This window comes from Streptomyces sp. Je 1-4 4N24 (assembly GCF_026239515.1).
In the GTDB taxonomy this organism is placed as follows: Bacteria; Actinomycetota; Actinomycetes; order Streptomycetales; family Streptomycetaceae; genus Streptomyces; species Streptomyces nigrescens.
Genome location: NZ_CP110836.1, coordinates 1,855,623 through 1,877,764, shown reverse-complemented (window position 1 = coordinate 1,877,764; position 22,142 = coordinate 1,855,623). Strand labels below are relative to the sequence as shown.

Annotated in this window: 14 protein-coding genes; 2 read left to right on the top strand and 12 right to left on the bottom strand. The window is 69.5% G+C overall.

Annotated features, from left to right (window positions below; translation table 11 throughout):
• The first annotated feature begins 129 nt into the window (after positions 1 to 129).
• Positions 130 to 909 (top strand): peptidase E, encoded by a 780-nt coding sequence (locus SLV14N_RS07955; RefSeq protein WP_259670179.1) that lies wholly within the window; start codon positions 130 to 132, stop codon positions 907 to 909.
• 249 nt (positions 910 to 1,158) lie between these two features.
• Entirely contained in the window at positions 1,159 to 1,752 is a 594-nt protein-coding gene (locus SLV14N_RS07950; RefSeq protein WP_208680349.1) for an isochorismatase family protein, read from the top strand.
• Positions 1,753 to 1,890: 138 nt separating this feature from the next.
• Here the strand turns inward: SLV14N_RS07950 and SLV14N_RS07945 are convergent, their stop codons facing one another.
• The 12 genes from SLV14N_RS07945 to SLV14N_RS07890 form a co-directional block, all read right to left on the bottom strand.
• Positions 1,891 to 3,054: an oxygenase MpaB family protein gene (locus SLV14N_RS07945; RefSeq protein WP_208680348.1), complete on the bottom strand. Its 1,164-nt coding sequence runs from the start codon at positions 3,052 to 3,054 to the stop codon at positions 1,891 to 1,893.
• Positions 3,055 to 3,099: 45 nt separating this feature from the next.
• Positions 3,100 to 4,152, bottom strand: a complete 1,053-nt coding sequence (locus SLV14N_RS07940; protein ID WP_263268646.1) for a polyprenyl synthetase family protein — start codon at positions 4,150 to 4,152, stop codon at positions 3,100 to 3,102.
• The gene (locus SLV14N_RS07935) at positions 4,145 to 4,426 is read right to left on the bottom strand and encodes a hypothetical protein (protein ID WP_263268644.1); all 282 of its coding nucleotides are present in this window, start codon (positions 4,424 to 4,426) and stop codon (positions 4,145 to 4,147) included. Before SLV14N_RS07935 ends, SLV14N_RS07940 begins: the two co-directional genes overlap by 8 nt.
• Positions 4,427 to 4,760: 334 nt before the next feature.
• Positions 4,761 to 5,579, bottom strand: a complete 819-nt coding sequence (locus SLV14N_RS07930; protein WP_208680347.1) for an urease accessory protein UreD — start codon at positions 5,577 to 5,579, stop codon at positions 4,761 to 4,763.
• Positions 5,576 to 6,277 (bottom strand): urease accessory protein UreG, encoded by a 702-nt coding sequence (gene ureG / locus SLV14N_RS07925; protein ID WP_208680346.1) that lies wholly within the window; start codon positions 6,275 to 6,277, stop codon positions 5,576 to 5,578. The genes SLV14N_RS07930 and ureG overlap by 4 nt, the downstream gene beginning before the upstream one ends.
• A gap of 40 nt (positions 6,278 to 6,317) precedes the next feature.
• Positions 6,318 to 6,992: an urease accessory protein UreF gene (locus SLV14N_RS07920; RefSeq protein ID WP_208680345.1), complete on the bottom strand. Its 675-nt coding sequence runs from the start codon at positions 6,990 to 6,992 to the stop codon at positions 6,318 to 6,320.
• Between the two features lie 73 nt (positions 6,993 to 7,065).
• A complete protein-coding gene (locus SLV14N_RS07915) occupies positions 7,066 to 9,039 on the bottom strand; it encodes an urease subunit alpha (RefSeq protein WP_208687762.1) in 1,974 nt (657 codons plus the stop codon).
• A gap of 5 nt (positions 9,040 to 9,044) precedes the next feature.
• Complete coding sequence (locus SLV14N_RS07910; protein ID WP_263268761.1) at positions 9,045 to 9,758, bottom strand: urease subunit gamma; 714 nt, start codon at positions 9,756 to 9,758, stop codon at positions 9,045 to 9,047.
• Positions 9,759 to 10,038: 280 nt separating this feature from the next.
• The gene (locus SLV14N_RS07905) at positions 10,039 to 11,343 is read right to left on the bottom strand and encodes a hypothetical protein (RefSeq protein WP_263268759.1); all 1,305 of its coding nucleotides are present in this window, start codon (positions 11,341 to 11,343) and stop codon (positions 10,039 to 10,041) included.
• A 41-nt stretch (positions 11,344 to 11,384) separates the two neighbouring features.
• Positions 11,385 to 15,002 (bottom strand): hypothetical protein, encoded by a 3,618-nt coding sequence (locus SLV14N_RS07900; RefSeq protein ID WP_263268757.1) that lies wholly within the window; start codon positions 15,000 to 15,002, stop codon positions 11,385 to 11,387.
• The gene (locus tag SLV14N_RS07895; protein WP_263268755.1) at positions 14,995 to 17,343 is read right to left on the bottom strand and encodes a hypothetical protein; all 2,349 of its coding nucleotides are present in this window, start codon (positions 17,341 to 17,343) and stop codon (positions 14,995 to 14,997) included. Before SLV14N_RS07895 ends, SLV14N_RS07900 begins: the two co-directional genes overlap by 8 nt.
• The gene (locus SLV14N_RS07890; protein WP_263268754.1) at positions 17,340 to 22,088 is read right to left on the bottom strand and encodes a YncE family protein; all 4,749 of its coding nucleotides are present in this window, start codon (positions 22,086 to 22,088) and stop codon (positions 17,340 to 17,342) included. The genes SLV14N_RS07895 and SLV14N_RS07890 overlap by 4 nt, the downstream gene beginning before the upstream one ends.
• Positions 22,089 to 22,142: the final 54 nt, after the last annotated feature.

Sequence of the window (22,142 nt, the reverse complement as noted above, 5' to 3'; positions counted from 1 at the left end):
AAAACGCCTGGATCGCGGGCGTGCCCCTGCAGGACACGCTGGTGTATTCGATTGCGGAGCCAGTCGATGGTCCGGCAACGTTCGGGGCGCCCTTCCGCTCCTGTGTGCCGTCTGCTGTGGAGGAATGCCGTGGCTGTCGTTCCCGTGCGTCGTCTGGCTCTCCTTGGGGGTGGCTTCTCCACCGACGACGATGAGTTGTTGGACGACTGGGTGCTCGGTCACTCACGTGCTTCTCGGCCCAAGGTGTGCTTCGTACCCACGGCCAGTGGAGATGCCCCCGCCTATGTCGAGCGCTTTCTCACCGTGTTCCGGTCACGCGACTGCGAGCCCAGTGTGTTGCCGCTGTTCCGGAGGGAACTTGATGACGAGGCGCTGCGAAGGTTCCTGCTTTCTCAGGACGTCGTATATGTAGGTGGCGGCAACACTGCGAACCTGCTGGCGGTCTGGCGTACGCACGGCGTGGACCGGCTGCTGCGTGAGGCCTACGACCGCGGAACACTGCTGTGTGGTATCAGTGCCGGCGCCAACTGCTGGGCCGAAGGGTCGCATACCGACTCCTTCGGACCACTGACGTTTCTGCCGGATGGGTTGGGCCTGCTGTCTGGCTCGGTCTGCCCGCACTACGACAGTGAACCGGGCCGCCGTTCCTCCTACCAAGCAGCCGTAGCAACCGGCGCGCTCCCCGCCGGATGGGCGTTGGAGGACGGTGTCGGCGCACTCTTCATGGCTGGTGTCCTGACGGAGACGGTGACCCGCACACCGCAGGCCCACCTGTATCAGGTAGAGCCGGACGGGGACAGCGGAGTCAAGGAGCGGGCCGTGCCGGGCTTTCCCCTTCTGGGAACTGTGGCGGAGACCCTGGCAGCGGGAAGATCGCTTCCACCGGCCTTCCCGCCCCTTGGTCGATGAAGCCCTGACATCGTCGGCGTCGTGCATCGATCCTGCGGTGAACCTGCTGGTCCAGGCGGGTGACGCAGGCCGCGATAGCCGCACGGTGGCCTGTCGACCTGGGCAATGACCAAGGGGACGGACTTCGTGCGCGGACACGGTCGCCTCCCGCACCCCGGTGGCGTAGGGCAGGCGGTGCCCGCACCTCGGGCCGGTTCAGGTTTCCCAAGTGGCCCTTTCTGTGTTCCACAGTTCTGAAAGGTGTTCGTGATGAGCCGAGGCTTGATCGTCGTGGATGTGCAGAAGGACTTCTGCGAAGGAGGCAGCGTTCCCGTCGCGGGAGGCGCGCGGATTGCCTCGGCGATCGCGGAACTGGTTGAGCGGAGTGCGGGGCGTGACTACCAGTACGTGGTGGCCACCCGGGACCATCACATCGATCCGGGCAGCCATTTCTCCGAGACCCCGGACTTCCAGGACAGCTTCCCCGTCCACTGCGTGGTGGGGAACGAAGGCGCGGAATTCCATCCTCATTTCGCACCTGTCGTCACGGACGGCAAGGTGCACGCCGTCTTCTTCAAGGGCGCTCACAGTGCCTCCAAGAGCGGCTTCGAAGGCGCGGACGCGGAGGGAACCTCCCTGGCGGACTGGCTGCGCATCCGTGGGGTCGAGGACGTCGATGTGGTGGGCATCGCAACGGACCACTGTGTGCGTGCGACCGCCCTGGATGCCGTCGCGGCAGGGTTTCGTGCACGTGTACGTCTCGACTACTCGGTCGGGGTTGCCCCGCACACAACAGCGTCCGCCCTGGACGACTTCCGCCAGGCAGGTGTCGCGGTATCCGGCGAGGCACCGGGCCCGGAATAGTCCTGACACCGGTTCGAGGCGGGGCATGGATCGTCTACGCCGACGAGCAGCATGACGTCGCTGTCACCGGCCAGGGGCGCACGGTGCAGATAGGAGGAGACGTGACCGGCCGCCTCCAAAGGAGACGCGCGGCTGGTCCTACGTGGTGACGCTCGGGGCGGGCGGTGTCCAGCGGTTGGTGCGGGGGGTGGCAGAGGTGACGCCGAAGTCCTTCTTGAGCTGTTCGGGGATGGCGTAGTGCATGACCCGGCCGCGGGTGAGAGAGCTGAGTTCGAGCAGGGTGGTGAAGTGGCCGAGGCGGTCCAGGGCCCATGCCCCCATGGGCGAGCGGTCCTCGATCTTTTCGAGCATGCCGAGCAGCGCAGGTGCGGCTTTGATGGCGGTGTCCCAGGCGGTGCGGGGTACGTCGAGCCAGTCGGCGCAGGTGTCTCCGATGAGGTAGCGGATCAGCGCTCCGACGACGGGGTCGAAGAGGGTGCCGGGCACGACTTCTTCGTAGAGGTCGATGAGCTGGCGGGTGAGGTGGGCGCCTTCATCGGAAGGACCCATATAGCGGGTCATGTACAGGTCGAAGAACTGGCGGGCGGTGTCGAGGTCCTTGGGGACTTGATCCTGGTCGATGCCGAGCATGGCGCCGACCACGCGCCAGGCGTAGAAGTATGCCTCGGCTCCGTCGATGCTCATGTGGATACCCAGGCGGTGCAGGCTGTCCAGGACCAGCAGGGAGAAGAGCATCTGCCCGCCGATCATGTCCTCCTGGCAGATGGGCGTGCCGAGGCTGTCGGTGTCCCAGCGGTCTTCGCGCTGGAGATGGTGGCGGATGGAGGCGTGCAGCAGCCGGACCTTTTGCGCGGCCGGGATGAAGCGGCTGCCCGCTTCGAAGGCGCCGGGCTGCATGAGGTAGACCGTGAACTGTCCGGTCTCCGCCATGCGCTTGGAGGGGTACTTCAGGGAGTGGGTGGCACTGAGCAGCTTCGCGATGTGCGGGATGACGTAGCAGGCGGGCATGGAAGCGAACGACAGCGCGGTGGAGATGTGCACGTTGTTGTCGATGAAGAACAGGCGTGCCTTCTCCATCTCGCCCCAGTCCACCCAGTCCGGCGGTGCGCTGGTGGCGTGCAGGTATGCGCGGGCCACCTCCGGCAGTCCGGCGGGCGGGTCCTGGCCGGTGGTGGAGAGGTAACGCATGAGGGTGTTGAATTTCCCCACTTCCCCCCGCTCGAACAGGGTGGCCACGGTCGCGTCGGCGAGCTCGTCTCCGACCCGCCGGAGCGTGTCCATGGATGCTTCGGTGTAGGTCACACGGCTCCTTGCGGGCGGACTTGGTGAACATCGAGGGCGGTCCGGTCAGTTGCGGCGAACGGTGGCGGTCTGTGCCAGGCCGGCGAGTGCGCGGGCTGCGTCGGCGGGCAGGTGGGCCTGGTGCAGGGCGGTGGTGGCGGCCTGAACCCGTTCAGTGATCATGTGCTCGATGCGGGCGGGGGCCCGGGTGGCGTGCATGATCTCCCGAACCCGTGCGACCGACGCCTCGTCGAGGCTGCGACGCCCCAGCATCTTGCGCAGCTCATGCCGTTCCGCACCGGTGGCGTCCTGCCAGGTGAGCGCCAGTAGCGCGGTGGGGCGGTGCGCGGCGATGTCGTCCCCGTTTGCCTTGCCGGTGCGGTCTGGGTCGCCGAACAGTCCCAGCAGGTCGTCGCGGAGCTGAAATGCCTCGCCCAGAGGGAGCCCGAAATCAGTGAATAGCTCCCGCAGTTCCTGGGAGGCTCCGGCCAGGGCCCCGCCGATGTGCAGGGGGTGCTCGACGGTGTACTTGGCGGTCTTGTAGCGGATCACCTGCAGAGAAGCAGCCGTGTCGGGGCGCCCGCCCGTGCGCAGGATTTCCAGGCATTCCCCGGCCACCAGTTCACGGGCCAGCACCGCCCATAGCGGGCGTGCTCGCGAGAGATAGGCGGCGGGCAGGCCGCAGGTGGTGAACAGCTGCCCGGCCCACGACATCAGCAGGTCCCCCACCAGCATCGCCAGAGAGCGGGCCGCGGCCTTCGGGCGCGGGCCCTCGGCCACTGCGGTCCGCAGCCCGAGGTGGGCTGTGGGCAGGCCGTGCCGAAGCGCACTGTTGTCGATCAGATCGTCATGGACGACAGCCGCTGCATGGACGAGTTCCATCGCGGCAGCCGCCCGGACCAGGGCGTCCGAGTCCGGCTGCCCGGCCGCCCGCCAGCCCCAGTAGCAGAAGGCTGCCCGCAGGCGCTTTCCGTGCGTCGTGATGACCTGAAGCTGTTCAGCGACGGGTGTCAGATCCGTGTCGATCGCCAGCAGGTGATCGACTTCGTCCTCGACGAAGCGGTGCAGCGCCTGGTCCACACGGAGCTTGAAGGCAGCCTGGTTGCTGGTGTCAGCCATCGGTGGAGCCACGGCGGGCAGCGACGTGCTGGGCCAGTACCTCCAGATGCGCCGGTGAGCCGGCGGCGAAACGGTCCAGGGCCAGACGCCCGCGGGCTTTGAGCTCCTGCCGCCCTTCATCCGCCAGCTCGCCCACGTCCGCGCGGCCGAGCAGTCCGCGCACACCGCGCAGGACGGTGGTCAATCCGCTGACCGCCATGTCGGCGATACCCGCCGCCAGTAGTGCCGCATCATTCCCCTGGGGAACGTGCCCAGGCCCGATTCCGTGCGTCATGCCGCCCCCTCGTTCACAGGCAAGCTGCCGGCAGGCAGTGCCAACGGGCCGACGCCTCTGACAAGCCACCGGCGCCCCCGCAGGCAGCCTGCCCCGGAAGCTCCCGCGACACGACGGGAACCACTGATCGGGCGACTCGCCAAACGGGCGTGCTGGTGCGTTGTTGATCACGCCATTCGCCTGTCGGATGTGGTGAGTTCCATGCGGCGTTCCGCAACAGTCCCCATCCGACAGGTCCATGGCCTTGGCGGACAGCCCGGGGTTCATCTGCCTGGACGGTGAAGTCGATGCGCGCCAGGTCATGTTGGGCGCCGACCGTTGGCGGTGGATCGGTTCACGCCCTCCTCGGTCGCCTCATCCGTGCCGCGTCGAGGAGGCGACGCAGACGGAGGCCATCCGGGGCGATGGCAGTGACGAGCGCGGCGGGTCCCGCGAGGGGTGTCAGGACGGCTTGGCCGCCTTCCGGCTCGTCGACGAAGAGTTGGACTGCGGGGGGCTTGCTTTCGAAGGCCGGGTCGACGATGAGGATTTGCCCGGCCGCGCGGTGGCCGGAGAGGACGGCGGGGCCGTCCCAACCGGGTGTGTCCGGGCCGTACTCGGTTTCCTGGTCGAGGAGCATGTGCCCGCCGCGTCGGACGGTGAGTCGGGTGGCCACATGGCCGGACGGTTCGCCCGCACGTCCGAGTACCTGCTCCTCGCGCAGCACGAGCCGTGCGGTGGGGGCGAGGTCGACGGTCCACGTCTGCCGCAGATTACTGCCGGCGGCACAGATCAACGGCTTGGGCAGCCAGTGGAGCTCCGCGTCCTCCGCCACGGTCAGGTGTACGTCGTAGGTGGCGTGTTCCGGGGTGGGGCCTGGCAGGGCGAGGGTCGCGGCGGCAGAGGTGATGTGGAGGGCCGCGCTCTGCTGGGCGGTGGCTTCGATGCGCAGCCGGTCGCCGCCGAGGGGGGCGCACATGGCGCCGACCACGCACACGCGTGCCTCGCTGCCGCGCGAGCGCAGGCGCCGGAGCTCGAAGGGCCCGTCGCCGTCGAGGACGGGCAGGGTGGTGGTACCGCCCCTGAAGGCTGCCGTGATGCGGGCGGTGGCTTGTACGCCTGCGGCAGGCGCCGGCTGGGCGGCCGGCGCGGTGTGTTCGGTTGCGAGGGTCATACGGGGCCTTCGCTCCAGTTGGTGAGGCGTTCGCGGACCCAGTCGGCGACTGGTTTGACGCCGCCCTCGGTCTTGAGGGAGGTGAAGGCGACGGGGAGGTCGCCGCGCTGGGCCTGCGCATCGCGGGCCATGCCCTCCAGGTCGGATCCGACGTAGGGGGCGAGGTCGGTCTTGTTGACGACGAGGAGGTCGGCGGTGGTGACGCCGGGGCCGCCCTTGCGCGGGATGTCGTCGCCACCGGCTACGTCGATGACGAAGATCTGCGCGTCCACGAGCCCCTTGGAGAAGGTTGCGGTGAGATTGTCACCGCCGGACTCCACCAGGACGAGGTCGAGCGGGCCGACCTCGTCTTCCAGGTCCTCGACGGCTTCGAGGTTGGCGGAGATGTCGTCGCGGATGGCGGTGTGCGGGCAGGCTCCCGTTTCGACGGCTTTGATGCGCTCGGGCGGCAGCACCGCTTCACGCAGCAGGAAATCGGCGTCCTCGCGGGTGTAGATGTCGTTGGTGACGACGGCGATGGCCATCTCGGCGCGCAGCGTCCGGCACAGGGCGGCGACTGTGGCGGTCTTGCCCGAGCCCACCGGCCCGCCCAGGCCGATCCGCAGGGCGCGCCGGGTGCCGTCGGGGCGCTTGGGGGCGGCGGCGCTGTAGGTGTGCCGGTGGGGAAACTTCTCGTCGAGATCGTGACCGAGGTGCATGCGCATTCCCGTCTTGTGCGAGGTCTTGTGGTGTGGGTGGTCAGGAGGCGAACAGGCGTACCGGCCAGGCGGCGTGGTGCTGGGCGGTGATGTCCAGCAGCGGCGCGGAGGCGGCGGGCAGCGCGTCGATGCCCTCGTCGGGGATGCGCTGGGCGGCATCGGCTGCGGCTGCGGCGACCTGGTCGAGTTCTGGGGCCAGGCGGGCGAGGACAGCGGTGGCGTCGAACGGGTCCAGGCTCAGCAGCCGGACCGTTGCCGTGGCCGGTCCGCTGACGGTTTCGTACGCCGCGGCACAGGCGGCGTCCAGTGGCGCCAGCCCGGCTGACCGGGCGGCCAGGCCCAGTACCACCGGCTGGTGCGCGCCCTGCGGCCGGGCCGTGGCCAGTTGGTCCAGCTCGGCCGAGGGCCATGTGGCGCGGGCGGCGCGCATCATCTGCCGCCCGAGTTTGCGGGCGGTGGTCCGAAGGGCCTGCACGGGGGTGCGGGCGTCGGCGGCCTCGTCCAGCTGAAGCGGATCGTGCCCCGCGGCGGCCGCGGCGGCCAGCGCCGCCGCGACCAGGCCCGCAGTATGCAACCGTCCCCGGCAGAAGTCCTCCAGCGTCTCCGCATCCCTGATGCGGCCCGCGGCGACGGCCGGTTCGGCTCCGCCGGAGTGCGCGTGCCCTCCGGCCGGGAACCGGCCGTCGGCCAGGACGAACAGCGCGGCACGGTTCATGGAGCGCAGGTCACCTTTCCTTCGTTTCTTCGCGATGGGTCTGCTGCGTCACCGGTGGATGCCTCTTGGCGGATCAGAAGAGGAAGTACCTCTGGGCCATGGGAAGTTCAGAGACATGGGCACGGTCGACGATCTGGCCTTCGACGAAGGTCGTCACATCCGTCACCTTCGCTCCGCCGATGATGACCTCGTAGGTGTCGGGGTCGATGCGGACGTCGGGTGTGGCGTTGTTCTCCTTCATGTGTTCCTTGAAGACGCCACGCGTGTCCTTGATGGCCTTGAACCGCTTGTTGAGCGTGCGGCCCTTGGACAGGTTCTTCTTGACGGCCCGCTCGGTGACGAAGTTGTAGGAGAGGGAGCCAGGAGCCAGGCCGGTGGCCCCCCACATGGGGCGCGGCAGGACCGGCTGCGGCGTGGGAATGGACGCGTTGGCGTCGCCCACCTGCGCGTAAGCGATCTGCCCGCCCTTGATGACCATGTGCGGCTTGACCCCGAAGAACTTCGGCTCCCACAGCACCAGGTCGGCCAGCTTGCCCGTCTCCACCGACCCGACGACGGCATCGATGCCCTGGGCGAGGGCCGGGTTGATGGTGTACTTGGCGACATACCGGCGGGCGCGCCTGTTGTCGGCGAGCGGCGGCTCAGGCTCCGGCGTCTCGTCCACCGGCGTCTGCCCCTTCGCCTTCTTGCCCTTCGGCTTGTTCTCCGGCTTGTCCGCGGGCTGGTCTTCTTCCAGGAAGCCGCGGCGTACCTTCATCACGTGCGCGGTCTGCCAGGTACGCATGATCATCTCGCCGATGCGCCCCATGGCCTGGGCGTCCGAGGACATGATGGAGATGGCGCCGAGGTCGTGGAGGATGTCCTCGGCTGCCATCGTGGAGGGCCGGATCCGGGAGTCCGCGAAGGCCAGGTCCTCGGGGACGGCGGGGTTGAGGTGATGGCAGACCATCACCATGTCGAAGTGCTCCTTGACCGTGTTGACGGTCAGTGGCCGGGTGGGGTTGGTGGAGGCGGGCAGCACATTCGGCTCGCTCACCATCTTGATCATGTCGGGGGCGTGGCCGCCCCCTGCGCCCTCCACGTGGAAGACATGGAGGGAACGCTTCTTGATGGCGTCGAGGGTGTCCTGAACGAAGCCGGCCTCGTTCAGCGAGTCGGCATGGAGCGCGAGCTGGACACCGGTCTTCTGACACACCTGCAGGCACTTGTCGATGACGGCGGGGGTGGCGCCCCAGTCCTCGTGCACCTTGAACCCGATGACGCCGGCATCCACCTGGTCGAGCATGGACTCCGTGGACATCGTGGCGCCCTTGCCGAGCAGCCCGATGTTGACCGGGTAGGCGTCCAGCGCCTCAAACGTACGGTCGATGTGCCAGGACCCGGGCGTCACGGTGGTGGCGGTGCTGCCCTCCGCCGGGCCGGTGCCGCCGCCGATGAGCGTGGTGACACCCGCGGCCAGCGCCTCATCGATCTGGTCGGGGCAGATGAAGTGGACGTGGGTGTCGATGCCTCCGGCGGTAAGGATCCTGTCCTTGCCCGCGATGACCTCGGTGTCGGGACCGATGACGAAGTCGGTGGGCTTCGGACCGATACCGTTGTGGCTGACCCCGCCGTCGTGCAGACGGTTCATCGTCTCGGGGTTGTACGCCTTGCCGAGCGCGACGATGTCGCCGTCGCGGATGGCGACATCGGCCTTGACGATGCCCCAGTGGTCCAGGACGACAACGCCGGTGATGACGGTGTCAGGGGGCGGGGCCGCAGCACTGCCGGGTGACGTATCCGTCTTGCCCTTGCCGGGGTCGCGCGGCACGACGGACTGCCCCATCGATTCACGGATGACCTTGCCGCCGCCGAACACCATTTCGTTGCCGCTGCGGCCGGGGCCGCCCGACCAGTCATCCTCGATCTTGATCCGCAGCGCCGTGTCGGCGAGACGGATGCAGTCGCGGGTCGTCGGGCCGAACCGGTCGGCGTAGTCGGACCGGGGCAGCGGGTCGAAAGGCCCTTTCTCTTCCGGGCAGCAGGAGCAGTTGGGGCACTCAGCCATCGACGTCACACCCGCTCCTTGTCGAACGAACCCTTGGTGTTGTCCAGCGAGCCATTGATCTTCTCGGGCAGACCCTTGATCTTGCCGCGCAGACCGTGGACCACGCGCTCACCCTCGATGGGTACGAGCTCGACTTCTTCGGTGATGCCGGGCTCGAAACGTACAGAGCTGCCGGCGGGAATGTTCAGACGCTTGCCCCACGCCCTCTTGCGGGGGAATTTCAGCCCGTCGTTGGCCTCGGCGAAGTGATAGTGGGATCCGATCTGGACGGGTCGGTCCGTCGGGTTTTCGACCGTCAGCTTCGTGATGCGGTCCAGTTGCCTGGCGCCGTCGTTGAAGGACACCTCCTCGTCGCCCTTCCGCTGGGAGAAGTCCACTTTCCCCGGGGAGATGTTCGGCTCTTCGTCCTTGCCCACTTCGGGGAACGGACTGTGGATGGTGACCAGCTTCGTGCCGTCGGGGAACGTGGCCTCCACCTGCACGTTCTCGATCATCTCCGGGACGCCCTCCATCACCTCCTCCCGGGCAAGCACCTTCCGCCCGGAAGACATCAGGTCGGCAACGGTCCTGCCGTCCCGGGCCCCCTCAAGGACGTGCACGATCAACAGGGCCATCGTCTCGGGGTAGTTGAGCCGCACCCCCCGGGCCCGCCGTTTCTCGGCGACATCCGCCGCCAAATGAATCATCAAGCGTTCTTGCTCATGCGGAGTCAGGTGCACTGCCACGTCCCTGCGTTCGCCCCGGCCCAGAACTTCTGTCCTGGGCCCGCGTGCTGGGACCGGCCATCCGCCAGCGGCACGAGGCGAAGCCTCCACGGCAATTCACCCCATGCCACCGGCGCAGCACAGCTTCCGCCCTCGATCGCTCGGCCCCAACCCGACGTGGGACCATCCTGATCACGTCGGCAGAGCAGAAACGGCACTCCTCCCGACCGGCACCCAAAAGAGTGGTAGCAGCTTGCAAGTCGGGCCTGGCTGCCCAGCGCAGCCCTGACACACCCTAGTTCCAGGCCAGCCGGAACACGCCTCCGTCGTGATACACGCCCTTGCTTCCAAAGTCGGCGTACACGGGCAGGTGTGTGTCGCCGCGATAGACGAACACGCTCGCTTCGTGGCTGGTGTCGTTCCAGCACTCGTTCCAGAAGTTGAACTTGGCGTTGCCATCGGTGAAGTTCTTGAGCTTCGACCACTCGCCGTCGTTGATGCCGTACTTGTCGAGGCCGAGTGCGCCATACATCGTGAACAGCTTGCTGCTGCTCTCGACGTCGAACATGTCGGTGTCCTGGTACCTGACTTTCAGGTTGGTGTACTGGTTCTGGAAGATCTTCCAGTTCGCGATGTTCAACGTGCCGGCGAGCGCGAGATCCTTTTCGGCGGAGAGCGCGGCCTTCGCGGTGAGATCCTTGTGCACGGTGAGCCCCTGAAGGTCGGCGGCCCCACTCACCGTCAGCGCCTGCTCCGCCTTGAGGTCCCCACTCGCCGTCAGCCCCTGGACTCCGGTGGCGCCGGTGACCTTGACATCACCGTCCACCGTCAGCCCCGTCAGCTTCGGGTTCGTCACCGTGACCGTGGTCGTGAGGGCGTGCGTGGTCCCGCCCGTGACGTACGAGAGCTGGAACGTCGTGTCGCGGTCGATCGTCGTGCTGTACCCGTGCTGCTTACCGACCGGGTGCGCACTGCCGCCGTGCGAGACCGTGTAGTCGAGCGTCGACGGGCCGCTCCACGTGAGGCGGACCGAGGTGCCGGCCGTCACCTCCAGCTTGTCCGCCGTGAAGTCGGAGACCGCCATGGCCGGGATCTTCGGCGCCGGGAACTTCGTGAGGGCCAGCTTGGTGAAGCGCGGGTTCTCCGGCCACTGGTCCGTGTTCGTGGTGGCGAACTCGCGGATCTCGATGCGGGCCGTGCCGGGAAGGGGGCTGATCTTCAGGTCCTTCAGGGTGATGACGAGGCCGGAGGCGTCGACCGGTACGCCCGTCTTCTTCTTGTCGTCGCCCTTGGGCGTGGCCTGGAAGCGGGCGTAGTCACCCGACGGCAGGGCGGTCTGCGTGCCGGGCTGGAGGCATACCACGTCCCAGTCCTTGGCCCAGCCGTCGCCCGCGGGGGCATTGACCAGGCTCTGGGCGAGATCGCCCTTCGGCAGGTAGAAGACGATCTCCCGGCAGTAGACGGTTTCGCCGCCGCCGTTCGAGACCACGATGTGCAGGGCCGTGGCGGGGTCGTCGGTACCGGTCGTCGCGTACAGCGGGAACGGTTCGCTGATGATGGCGTAGTCCAGCAGGGGCAGGGGGGCGTCCGGCTCGCTCACGGAGTCGGCTCCTTTCAGGGTCGGGTGCGGGTGCTGCGAAGTCACTTGGTCTCGAAGCCGCCGGACAGGCGCAGGAAGCCTGTGCGTACGGTCGGGCCGTTCTCGTCCAGTCGGGCCGTCTGGTCGATCTGCACGATCGACTCGTGGTTCCACTGCGGCGCGGGGCCGGCGCCGGCGGGCGCGTCCGGGACGACCAGCTCGGCCCAGTCCCACGTGCCCTGGGGGGACGTGGGGTGCGGCATGGCGAGGGCGTGGACGAAGCCGGACGACGCGTCGCCCACGCCCACGTCCTTGGCCGGGACCTTCCGCGTCGTGGTCAGCACCGGGCTGAGCCGCAGCGCCACCCGCATCGCGGCCATGGCCGTCCGGGTAAAGCGCGACGGGAGCTGAAGTCCCGTCACGGGAAGGATGTCCGTGGTCGCGTGGACGGTGGCCAGCGGGTCGAGCAGCAGCGTGAGGTGCGTCTGGTCCGTCGAGTCCGCCCGGAGCCTGGGCCAGTTGGCCTCGGAGATCCGCGCCACGTAGTCCGTGTGCGGGTGGTCGCCCGGCGTGGCCACCGAGTAGAACGTCCCGTAGTCGGCCTCGGAGAAGTAGCCGACCAGACCGTCGCCCTTCTGCCCGGCGTTGCCGAGCCGGACAGGCCACTGGTAGTCGAGGTGGGCCATTTCGGCCGGCGCCGTCTCGCCCTGACGCGTGGCCCACGCCTCCTGCGTCTGCCAGTCCAGCGCGTACTGCCAGCCCCCGTCGGCGACGGGGAGGCCGTCCAGCTCGAAGCCGAGCCGGGCGCGGACCAGCGCGAGTGGGCGCCCGAGCAGCGCGCCGAGCACCTCGTCGCCGTACGGGTTGCCCGGGTCGATCCCGGCGAGCGCGTTGTCGACGGTGGCCAGCAGGTCGGCGAAGGCGTCCGGTCCCTTCGCGGCCAGCTCGCCGGCGAACGCGTAGAGCTGCGGCTGGGCCTCCCGCAGCGCGTCGATCGTGTGCACTTGGGAATCCGGCAGGGGGCCCCAGCCGACCATGGCCGTCATGTCGCCGCCAGTGCCCTCACGGAGTTCGAGGCGCAGTTCGCCGAGCGGCTCGCCGGTCGGCGCGTAGCACAGCAACGAGCGGTCGACGTAGTTGGGGACGATCCATGCGCTCACCGGCGTCGTGTTCGCGGTGAGGTCGACGAGCCGCGCGTCGTCGTGCTCGGCGACGAAGTCGAACCGCAGCCGGGCGGCCTGGAGCAGGCGCGGCGGCATCTGGACGAACCGCCCTGTGTCCGTGGGTTGGACGAACTTGTCGTGGGTGTGCAGGCTGTCGCCCACCTTGGGGACGAACGTGGGCGCGTCGCCGGGCAGCAGGACGTCGAGGCTCTGGCCGAACTCGTCGACGATGCTCAGCCTGTTCACCGCGAACTGCCCGGCCCGGATCTGGGTGAATCCGGAGTCCTGCCAGCCCCGGAACGGCACGGGCAGCGTGCCCGGGTTCGGCAGGTGGCGGAACGCGTCACCGACGAGCTCGCCGATCCTGCCGGGCGGACTGACACCGGGCGCGGGGTCGCGCAGGGCGAAGGCGTCGGTGAGCCCGTCCAGCCGCTGCGAGAGCAGGTCCAGGTCCTTGATCTGCGCCGCCGCTGTCATGAGTGCCTCGGCGGTCGCCGCGTCGGGGTGGTCGGCGGCGTGCTGTTCGAGTCCGCTGCTCGCCGTGTGCTGCGGCAGCGGTACGAGGAAGCGGCGGCCGGTCACTTCGATGGCGTTGGCGGCGGGGGAGCCGTTCGTCCACTGGTAGTGGCTGCCGTCGAACGTCCAGTTGGGGCTGTTCAGGGTGCCGTAGGGCACCTGCCAGTGCTCGATCCGCCACTGGAACAGCAGCGGCTTCCACGGCTGCCGCCAGGGGACCGGGGCGATGTCGGGCGGGTACTTTCCCGCGTCCTTCGGGTCGAGCACGCACGCGAACTCGATCAGCAGGGCCGGCACGACCGGCGGCAGCCCGCTCAGCTGGAGCGAGGTGAAGGGGTTCGCGCGCCCGTCGCTGACGATCTGCGACGGCATGCGGCAGGTGAGTGCCCCGCCGCCTGTCAGCGGCCTGTGCGCGGTGTGGCCCTTCGCGCCGGCCAGCACCATCGTCGGGTCGGTGACCTGGTAGAAGGGCGGCAAGGTCTCCTTGCGCAGCTCGTAACCCGCGGGCAGCTGATGGCGGCCCAGGCAGTCGGTGACGGCCTTCAGTTTCTTGTTCTTCAGGTCGTTCTGCGCGGCGGCCACGCGGGCGGCGAGGCCGTCCGTGTTCGCCGGGTCGATCTCGGCGTGAAGTCGCTCGCGGCGGTACTGCGGCGGGATGAGCGGCAGGCTGTGCATCCACCACAGCGCGTACAACCGCTGTTGCAGTGCGGTGAGTTTGCGCTCCGCTGCGTCGTATGCGCTCTGGTATCCGTTGAGCTCCGCCAGCCACGCCTCGTGCTCGGGCGCGACGCCGGACCACGTGACCGACTTCGGGTTGCCGGAGACGTGGCCCTTGTCGGCGGTGTCGGCGAGGCGCCACACGTAGCCGCCCGGCACCTGCTGGAACCAGCCCTTGTGCAGGGCCTGGGCCGTGAGGACGCCACCGTCGGGCTCGTCGAGGGTGTTCAGCAGGCCCTTGCCGAGCACATGCAGGAGGGCGGGGTCGGTGGCGTGGTCGATGGCGTTGCCGGGGCCGTCGGGCAGTGCCGCGCGGGCCTTGGCGACCAGCGCGGCATGCGCCTCGTCCGCGCTGCTGCCCACGGCGATCCGGTCACGGACGTCCGTCTTCTCCGGGCGGTCCGAGTCCGGAGCGCTGCCGTTGCGGCTCCACCGCACCTGGAGGGCGCGGCCGCAGTAGGTGGTGCTGTCGGGTGTCCAGGTGCCCGGCAGGTCGGCGACCGTCCAGCCGAGACTGGCCAGGACGGACGCGACCGTCGCGCCCGCGCCGCCGAGGCGGCGGCGCAGCTCCTCCTGGGCCGGGTCCGAATACCAGCCCACGACCTGGTAGTTCACGGTCGCGGAGTCGATGCCGTCCAGCGGGTCGTGCAGCGAGAAGACGTTCTCGTGGTACGGCTGGTAGACGTGGAAGGTCATGATGCCGGGGCCGACCGCGGTGAGGAACAGCTCCTTGCGCGAGGCGTCCGTGGGCTCGCTCCACGTGCTGCTGCCGCTGATGCTCTGCTTCTTGCCGATCTGCGTCGTGATGATCGTCGAGCGGTACGGCGTGATCGCCGGATCCCCGGCGTCGGGCCGCACCGGGTGCAGGAAGCGCGACGTGCCGTCCTTCGGGTCGAGGAAGTCGCTCTCCACCACCCAGCCGGCGGTCAGGTCGTCCCTGCCCTGCACCTGCCGGACGACGAGCCAGCGGTTGGGCACGAGCGGGAACTCCGTACGCTCGCCCTCGCCCCGCGCGGCGCCCTGGCGCAGCGCGTCGGGCAGCTCCCAGCGCACGTGGACGCCGTCGTACTTCTTGTATTCGTCGTCCGGATCGCCCTGCCGGGTGGCGTTCCACGGGTCCTCGTTGGTGAACGGGGCCACCTCGGGGCTGAGGCTGTGGCGCAGCAGGTTGAAGTTGGGGCGCCAGCGTCGGAAGCCCTGGCCGTCGCGCTGGCGCAGGTCTTGGTTGACCACCAGGGCGTCCACGTTCACCGGGACGATAAGGGTGTCGTCGCGGTCAGCCATTGGGGTGGTCTCCTGTCGTGAAGGGGGTGTGCGCGGTGGAAACGGTGGTGAAGGTGCGGCGCTGCGCGGCGTTGATCATCTGGATGGCGAACTCACTGGGCGTCAGCGGACGGTTCAGACTCAGCGCTCCTTTCAGCCCGTCGGCGAGCGCCGCGACGTTCAGTACGGTGTCGGGGCCACCGGTGCCCGCGGTACGCAGGAAGGAACGCAGTCCCGGCTGCGTCGGGAACTGTGCGCCGGTCTCCTGCCCGAGGGGCGTGGGGCTCTTCGGGTCGATCTCGCGCAGCCGGATGATGCCGTCATCGACCGGGTCGTCGCTGCCGCCTTCCTCCGGCTCGTCGATGCCGAAGTGCACGCCCTGCTGCGGCTCGGCGAGCTCGACCCGGCCCGGCACGCCCTCGACGAGCACGAGCAGGACGTCGTCGGCGAGTGCCTCGCGGCGCAGTACCCGCAGGGCCGTTTCCCCTTCGGTGGTCCGGGGGTTCCTGTACGGGCGGACCTCCAGCGCGGGCCAGCCACTGACGAGCTCCGAGCGCAGCAGCAGACCCGTGACCGGTGTGGCCTGCGGCGGCAGCGGGGCCACGCCCGTGGGCCCGAAGACCAGGTCGTCCGAGGTGAGGTCGAAGGTGTGGGCGAGACCCACGCTCAGGGCGCCGTCGAGCAACGTGGCGGTCCAGTTGGCGTCCACGTAGAAGAAGCGCAGGCTCTCCGTGGGCAGCATCCGCGTGTCGGGCACGAGGTGTGCGAACGGCACGCCCGTCAGGTTCCGCAGGTCGAGCAGCCGGTTCCGGACGAGGATGAGGTCGTCGTCGTGCGGGTCCACCAGTGGTGTGTCGTCCGACGTGAGCCGCATGTGCAGGTCCGCGTCGGCGCGCAGGCACTCCGGGGTGAGCCCTGCGGTGGCGGGCAACTCGGTCGCGGCGGGTACGGGGGTGACGCCGGGGCGCTGCACGGGAGCGCTGACGGCCCGGGCGCGGGCCGGCGTGGTCAGGACCTCGCGGAGGTGACCGGCGAGGCCGTTCGCCGCCAGGTGCTCGATACGGGACCGGGCCCCGGTGATCGCCGTCGCACGGCTCCTCTTCTCCGCCGCTCGCCGTACCTTGCCGCGCAGGCGCAGCAGCGCCGCGCCGAACTGGTGGTCGGCGAGGGCGACGCCCCGGCCCGCGGTGAACGCGGTCGCGAGGCTCACGTCGAAGACGCCGTACTGCTGCAGCTGGATCAGCGCCTCCGTCGCACAGCGGCGCCGTTCGCGGTCGGTCTCCGGCGGGACGTACCCGGCGGTGAACGGCCCCCGGTACCAGCCGAAGGTGGAGCGCCCGGACGCGGTGCGGCACGAGATCGGCAGGTAGCCCCGGCCGAGCCGGTCGGCGACCTCCTGCTGGTCCTTCCCGGACAGCGGCAGGTCGGGCAGCGGCACACGCAGCAGCAGCGCGGAGCCGTCCGTGCCCTCGGTGTCGACGAAGTGCTCGGTCAGCGCGGCGAATCCGGGGGCGTGGTCGGGGATCGTCTCGAACGCCCACGACCACAGGGAGATCAGCCGCAGTTTCTCGTCGGGTCCGTCGTACGCCTTGGCGCCGTCGGGCAGGCGGGACTGCCAGCCTTCCAAGGAGACCAGATGGGCGACATAGCGGCCGCCCGCCGCGCGGGGCAGGCGGTTGCCGACGACGACCGCGTAGTCACCGACCTGGATCAGGTCGTCGCCCAGCGCGACGCGTTGGTGCTCCTCGTTGACCCGGCGCACATGCGTCAGGAGCGGCAGTTCAGCCTCGGTCGGGGCCAGCGCGTGAAAGACAGCGGCGGGCACCAGGACGGTGCGGCACACCTGCTGCTTGTCGTCCTCGGTGATGGGATCTGTGGTCCGGTCGAAGGGGGGCAGGACGACGCCGCTCTCGGAGCCGATCAGGTCGGCCACCGTCTTGGCGTCCGTCTGCCCGAGGCAGTGCGGGTCGGTGTCGGGCAACTCACCCTCGCCGAAAATGAGGAGGGCCGGCCACGGCAGGCGCGTACCGCTCTGCGCTCGCGCCTCGCGCTCCCACGGCAGAGTGGCCCGGTCGAGCGTGACGTGCGGCAGCACGTCGTCGTACAAGCCGCCGGCGCCCGGCGCCGGGTACGCGCCGTGGATCCACTCCGGCTGCACGGTGAAGCGCGGCGCGCGGACCTCCACCTCCTGCGTCACCGGGGTGTCCAGGTAGTTGTCCGTGTCGACCCGGGTGCCGCCCTTGGTGAGGGACTGGTGCGCGGTGAGCTTGTACCGCCCTGCGGTGAGCGTGGGCACCAGCGAGTCGACGAACTGCACGTTCAGCGACGGGTCGGGGTCCGGGGCGTACTCGGGGTGGCTCATGCTGCACCGCCTTCGGTGATTCGGGTGACACTGGGGGTTGCCGGGGTGTCGGTGACGGTCGGCGGTACGGTGACGGCGAGCGCCACCGGGTCGTCCTTGAGGGGGACGGCGACGGGGAGCAGGACCGGCTGCTCCGACGCGACATCCACGACCTGGACCTGCTGGACCTTCTCCCGGGCGACGTACAGCCGGTCACCCATGGCGGACACCGCGAGCGCGATCGGCCGTTTCCCCACCCACACGGGCTCGGCCGCTTCCCGCGGCAAGTCACCGCTGGTGTCGAACACGGAGACCGTGCCGGTCACGTAGTTCGCCACGTACAGCCGTTTGCTGTCGGCGGAGGCGGCCAGGGCGCTCGGGCTGGTGCCGGTGCGGAGCGTGGCGACGATCTGCTTGGCGGCGAGGTCGGTGACGGTCACCGTCGACTTGGTCGGGTTGAGCGCGTAGAGCCAGCGGCCATGGGGGTCCACGGCGAGGCGCGTGGGGGAGGGGCCCGTGGGGAGGTTGTCACCCGGGTTGGTCGTGGGGTACTTCCCGTTGGTGACGTTCACCTGGGCGACGGTGTTCAGCTCGGGCTTGGCGACGTACACGATCTGCGAGGTGTCGTCCCACCGGGCGGCGGGGACGACCTCGCCGAGGACCGCCTGGAGGCCGAAGTCGTACTTTTTGGCAGGCACATCCGGCTGCAGGTTGAGCACGAGCAGCTGCTGCGACTGCGTGGCGGTGACGTACGCCCACTTGCTGTCGGGCGAGACCGCCGCTCCTCGCGTCTGCTGGTATCCCCAGATGCGGTCGTGGAACAGGGACGTGGTCTCTCCCGGTGGGTTCGCCGAGACGTCGCGCACGTCGATGTTCTGGTCGTTGTCGACCGCGCACAGCCGGTGGCCGCCTGGGCTGACGGCGAAGTGAAGCGGTGCGGAGGACCCCTGGGCGAACTCCAGCGGGACGCGGTCGTACGCCGTCAGGCTCTGCGCGTCGACCGGCGTCACCGAAGCCCCCGCGCCCAGCACGTACAGCCGCTCGCTCGCGGTCGGGGTGCCGGGGACCGGGGGCGCGGGCTTCGCGTCGATGTCGCCCGCGACCAGTCCGTCCGTGGCGGTGAGCCGCTCGTTGGTGCCGGGGCTCACACCCAGATAGTCCATGGCGGCGAAGAGCCGGTCGCGGGACTGGCCGATCAGCGCGCCGGCCTGGCCGCCGGTGACGACAGCCACGCTCGCGCCGACCTCCGGCACCGGCGCGGCCTCGGCGACGAGATCGACGGTGACCGGCCGCACGGCCTCGACCCGTGCCGGCGCGGCCTCCACGGCGGGGACGGCCGGTACGACGGCTGGCTGCGTCAGCGGCAGCTTGCCGTTCGGCGTCCGGTCGTCGTGCGCGATCGTCCCGGCCTTGATGGGGCCGGGTGTGCTGCCCGGTGTGGGCTGCGGCAGACGCAGATCGACGCCCGTCAGCTGGCCGTCGACGCGCTGCTCGCTGCCGGTGGTCAGCTTGCCGTCGTACTTGCCCCACAGGGCTGCGGGCAGGCTCGCCACGTTCGGTGTGGTGGCCCACTTGCTCAGGTCCTGGGGACCGTCCTTGCCGGTCAGTGTGATCGTGAGCTTCGAGTCGAGGTGCTCGCCGCCGTCGCGGAGGGGACGGATGTTGACATCCGTGGTGCCGATCCCGTTCTGCTGCTCTTCGCCGAAGTACAGCTTGCCGACCGGGGCGGCCGTGCGCACCGCGAAGGAGAAGGCGCCGGTGCTGACCGTCCACAGTCCCGGCTCGTCCTTGGACTCCACCGGCGTCAGCCCGTCCATGGGCACCAGCCGGACGGCATCCTTCGCCGCGGGCAGCTGCTTGACCACGTCGGACCAGGGCGCGGCCTTGTCGCCGCTCGCGCTGCCGTCACCGAAGCCGATGGTGAAGGAGATGAACCAGAGGTGGACGGTGACCTTGCCGGCTGTCGGCGGGCCCCAGAGCCGCAGGGACGCGCCGACCTCGACGCTGATCGTCTCGCGTACCAGCCACAGGTCGAGCACAAAGCTGACGCCGATGCTCACGTCGATCCCGGCGTCGAAGTGGAACGGCGCCCATTCGATGAGGATGTTGGCGTGCGCCGTCAGCCAGGCGTGCAGGTCGCCGGCGCGGAAGTTCACGTCCAGCGCGCCACCGGCCATGATCGCGCCGGGGGTGAGCGCGAAGTACGAGCCACCGCTGATGGTCAGCTCCGAGGTGACCGGCCAGTTGAAGCCCAGCCGCGGCACCTGCGGGTAGTGGCCGGGCACCGGGTAGCCGGGGTAGTAGCCGCCCAGGGTGAGGACGAAGTCACCGGCGTGCGCGCCGTCGAACCAGGTGTACAGCGCGAAGCCGCCGGTCAGCACGCAGTCCTCGGACAGGAGGAACGAGCCGGGCGCGAGCTGCGCGGTCAGCTTCAGCACGCCCTCGCTGGCGCGGTACTTGGCGGACAGGCCCAGCCGGACCTTCGCGTACGCGGGCAGGGACTGGTCCTTGGGGAACTGCGCCTCCGCCGTGCCGAGCACCGCGACGGCGAAGTCGTCGCCGACCTCCAGCACCAGCAGCGCCTGACCGCTGACGAACTCGAAGACCTTGAATTCGAGGCCGGCCGCGAACCACAGCTGTCCGGAGGCAGGGCGCACCCAGGCGTCCTGGCCCCCCATCAGGTTGTTCAGGACCACCAGCGGGTCGGTCTCGGGCGAGGACATGTCCGCGAGGAACGGGAAGTCCAGCACGTGGTCGCCCTCGGGCAGCCGCAGGTCGGTGTTGAGGCCGAAGCCGGCCATGATGCCGGTGATCAGCACGGGCGGCGGCCCGCCGAACTCGCCGTTGACCTTGCCGAAGAGGAACAACGATGGCTGGTCGGGGTGCTGCTTCGTCCGCGCGTACGCGCCCAGCGCCGTCAGTCCGAACTCCTCGGCCGTGACGGCCAGGGCGCCTTCGATCAGGGTGCTGTACGTGTCGTCCGGGGGCCGGTTGACCAGGGCGCCCTTGATCGCCAGCGGCGGACGGGCGTAGCCGACGCTCAGCCCGTCCAGCCGGAAGTCCGGCGGCACGGGGTGGGACAGGTGGATGCCGATGCCCAGCCCGTCGACGCCGACGGTGAGCCCGGCCATACCGAGGGAGGCGTCGAACAGCACCCACACGGTGTCGTCCGCGAAGCCCACGCCGACGCGGCTGAGGCTGAGAGGGCCGATGGCGCGCTGGACCTTGAGCCAGGCGACCAGGGGGAGGCCGGTGGGGGTGGCCGGCGCGCCCTCGGCGACGATTTCGGTGACGTTCTGGGCGGCGTTCTCGGCGACGGGCGTGGCGTCCTGCGTGATCAGCCGTGGCCGCGGGGGAGCCTCGACGGGGGCCTTGGTCTTCTTGCGGTCGCCCCGGACGACGACCGAGGTGGTCTCCGAGTGCCCCGGCAGCTGTAAATCGACCGTGAAGGCCGGCCCCTTGCCCAGACCGTCGACGGGCAGCAGGGGCAGCGTCCCGTCGCTCGCCGCGAGGGCCTTGTTGAGCTCGGTGATCCGGTCGGTCCTCAGCGCCTCGGAGGTGAGCAACACGCCCAGCCCGCGCACGCCGAGGTCCTGGCCTTGGGGTACCTGCCCCTGGAGCAACGGCAGGTCCGAGAGCTTGGCGTCCAGCCCGACGCCGGCGCGCACGGCCCAGGCACGGGTGCCGCCCTTCGGCTGGTCCGAGACGACGACGAGCGAGCCGCCGCCCTTCTCCTTCGCGGCGAGCACAATGGACTTGCGGGCGGACGCGTACCCGACCGTGAGGCCGGAGATGGCCAGATCGGCCAGGAACGCCGGCGGTCCCGCCATGCCCAGCAGTCCGGCGAGGTCCGCGAACGACACGCCCTTGGAGTCCTCGCAGGTCGCGCTGAACTCGGCGTGCTGGACGTCCTTGATGTCGAACGTCAGGGTGCGGACGGTGTCGTCCCCGCCCCCCTGCGTGGGGACACCGAGGACCAGCCGCGCCTCGTACTCCTGGTCGTACGTCTGGCTCCCGCCGGACTTGGACAGGGACACCATGACGGCGAGGTCGGCGTCGAGGCCGCCCAACGGGAAGTCGACGTCCACCTCGACGCGGAACCCGGTGGAGCCCTGGCCGTGATCGTAGGCCAGCATGAGGCGCTTGAGGGCGATGTCCTTCAGGACGGGTGGCGGGGCCACGCCGAACAGCCCGAACAACGCCTCGGCGACGTGCCATTCCTTTCCGTCCTCCGGCTCCACGACGAACTCGTAGCTGGTCCGTCCGGCTTCGAAGTCGAGGGCGCAGGTGACGAGGAGCGGATCCCCGCCATCGACGGCGAGCTTCGCCCGCGCGGAGAGCTCGCGGACGGCGGCACCGTCCACGAGGTGAATCGTGTAGAGCAGGAGGAGGTCCTGCAGCCCGAGGGCGCTGAAGACGGACATCACGGGGTGGCTCTTCAGCGACAGACCGAACTGGACGCCGGTGACGGTGGCGTCGTCGGGGTTCCCTTCCTCGTCACTGAAGAACCAGAGGGAGACGTTCGGGGTTTCCGTGACGATGATTCCGGTGACGCAGAGATGGTCCGGGTCCGGAACCATCCTGGTGAGGGTGGTCCCCATGGTGAACCAGTCCGACAGAGCGCCGGGGTTCACCGCGTTCTTGAGGGTGCCCTGGTCGCCCAGGTTGTCGGGGAGCCCGTCGGGCAGCAGCAGTTCCTGAGTGGGGGATGAAAGGGTCTTCAACCATTCCCTGAGTCCGCCGACGGTCATCGCGGTCACCGCCACAACGCATCCCCTCCTGACCGATGGGCCGCGCCGGGCACGGGCCGCCGTGAGTAT